This window comes from uncultured Hyphomicrobium sp., from assembly GCF_902826555.1.
Classification (GTDB): Bacteria; Pseudomonadota; Alphaproteobacteria; order Rhizobiales; family Hyphomicrobiaceae; genus Hyphomicrobium_C.
Window position 1 is genome coordinate 9,336 of sequence record NZ_CADEFI010000065.1, and the last position, 2,190, is coordinate 11,525.

2 protein-coding genes and 1 pseudogene are annotated in these 2,190 nt (G+C 67.1%); all 3 read right to left on the bottom strand.

Annotation, left to right across the window (positions count from 1 at the left end; genetic code table 11):
* Positions 1-715, bottom strand: a pseudogene (locus tag QZV93_RS17110) (hypothetical protein); the annotation flags it as partial.
* A 192-nt stretch (positions 716-907) separates the two neighbouring features.
* Complete coding sequence (locus tag QZV93_RS17115) at positions 908-1,780, bottom strand: SDR family oxidoreductase (RefSeq protein WP_295559890.1); 873 nt, start codon at positions 1,778-1,780, stop codon at positions 908-910.
* Positions 1,777-2,190 (bottom strand): HEAT repeat domain-containing protein (locus QZV93_RS17120; RefSeq protein ID WP_295559892.1); only part of this gene is annotated, 414 nt, incomplete at its 5' end. The genes QZV93_RS17115 and QZV93_RS17120, both read right to left, overlap by 4 nt.

Genomic DNA, 2,190 nt, shown 5'->3' on the forward strand with positions numbered 1-2,190 from the left:
CTTCGGCGCGACGCTCATCCTCGATGCGCTTCTCCTCGGCAAGACGTCTCTCTTCGGCAAGACGGCGTTCCTCGGTCAGACGCCGCTCCTCCTCGACGCGCTGCCGCTCGGCAATCGCCTTCTCCTCGGCGGCACGCTGCTCTTCGGCGACGCGCAGGCCGTCCTCGACGCGCTTGATCTCGTCACGGCGCTTTTCGTCGGCGGCGCGCTGCTCGTCGGCCAGGCGCTGCTCGTCCTCGGCGCGTTGGCGCTCGGCGATGAACTTCTCGCGCGCGATGCGCTGCTCTTCGGCGAGGCGACGCGCCTTCTCGGCCCGCTCCGCCTCGGCGCGTTCGGCCGTCATGCGCTCGGCCTCGCGAGCTTCTGCTTCCGCGCGCTCTTTACGAAGGGCTTCGCCGCGCTCTGCTGCTTCGGCCGCAGCGCGCTTCAGCATTTCGGCTTCCTCGATGGCCTGGCGGACTTGCTCCTCGGCTTTGCGCTGAGCCTCCTCTGCCGCCAGACGCTTGACCTCGTCGGCCTTGCGCTTCTTCTCCTCGGCAATCCGCCGTTGTTTCTCTGTTTCGGCCTTCTTCGCTTCGTCGGCTTTGCGCTTTTCTTCCTCGGCCTTGCGCTTGGCCTGCTCCTGCTCGGCGCCGGCTGCGAATTTCTCGGCAAGTGCGTGCGCGGCGCCGTCGTCGGCCGTTACGGGTCCTGCCCATGCCAGAGATACACTCACGGCCACTGCCACGAGCGGAGCGCATCTACGCATTGTCATGGGCTGACCTGCATCTCGGCAAAGAAACGACATTGAAATGCCAAATATCGACGAAGTGGGCACACTCCGAACGTGGCGCCGATCTTTCACCGCGATTTCGGCAACAAAGAGGGCGAAGGCTGTCAGTTCGTTCAGTTTGCGGGATAAAAAACGTCAAGCACCGGTATTTGCGAGGATCGCGGCGAGGCCTTCGCGATAGGTCGGATAGGCGAGCGTCACGCCGAGGTCGTCGCGCAGGCGCTTGTTCGAGACACGTCTGTTCTCGGCATAGAAGCTACGGCCCATGGGTGACAGCGGAGCGCTCTCGAAGGGGATTTCCGGCGGCGGGGACATTCTCAACAGCTCGGCGGCGTAGGCGACGACGTCCTGCGGCGGAGACGGGGCGCCGTCCGTGACGTTGTAGACCGCGTGTGTTCCGCGGCCTTCGGCGGCTGCGAACAACACGTTGGCGATGTCGTCCACGTGGATGCGATTGAAAACCTGGTCGGGCTTCACGATGCGCCGCGCGGTGCCGTCGCGCATGTCGTCCACGGCGCTGCGACCGGGGCCGTAGATGCCGCCCAAGCGAAAGACCTGCACCGTCTTGCCGCAGGTGCGCCCGAACGCGAGCCAGTCGTCCTCGGCGGCAAGGCGGCGGCGCGTGCGGTCGGTGGTGGGCCTCGGCAAGCTCGTCTCGTCGATCCATTCGCCGCCGGAACAGCCGTAGACGCCGATGGTGGAGAGATAGCCGATCCAGCGCAGGGCCGGGGCGGAGGCGAGGTCTTTGCCGTGATGGCGCAGCGTCGGGTCGCCGTCGTCGTCGGGTGCGGCGGAAACGAGGACATGGGTGGCCGTGGCGAGGGCGCCGGTTACGGCCGGGTTGGGCGCCGCGCCGTCAAACAGGAAGCCGTCGCAGCCCGCGGCGCGGATGTGCTCCACGCCCTCGGGAGTACGGGCCGTGCCGGCGATCCGCCAGGCGAATGGGCGCGTGCGGCGCGCCAATGCCTCGGCCGTGTAGCCGAGGCCAAAGCAGAAGAGGTTTGTCATGCCCACTCCCTCCGAACGTCGTCGTCTGTCTCGATCGCCTCGTGACGATCTCGGGCGGCGGCAACGGATTGCGGGGACGCAAGTCTACGGAAGGCCCACACCGCCATGGCTCGTACCAGCGGGGAGGAATCGTCGAGCAGGGACTCGACGAGCGGGAGCAACGACGGGTCACGGGCGTTGCCGGCGGCGATCAGGCAGTTGCGCACGACCCGATCGCGGCCAGTGCGTTTCACCGGCGTACCGCGGAAGCGGGCGCGGAACGCGGCGTCATCGAGAGCGAGAAGGTCGGCGAGCGGCGGATTGTCCAGCTCCGCCTTCACGTGCAGCCGTGCCTCACGCGCCTCGCTCGCGAATTTGTTCCACGGGCAGACGGCGAGGCAATCGTCGCAGCCGAAGATGCGATTGCCGAT

Excerpts from the sequence above, each read along its gene's own strand:
- QZV93_RS17115 (WP_295559890.1), bottom strand. The coding sequence starts at position 1,780 with ATGACAAACCTCTTCTGCTTTGGCCTCGGCTACACGGCCGAGGCATTG.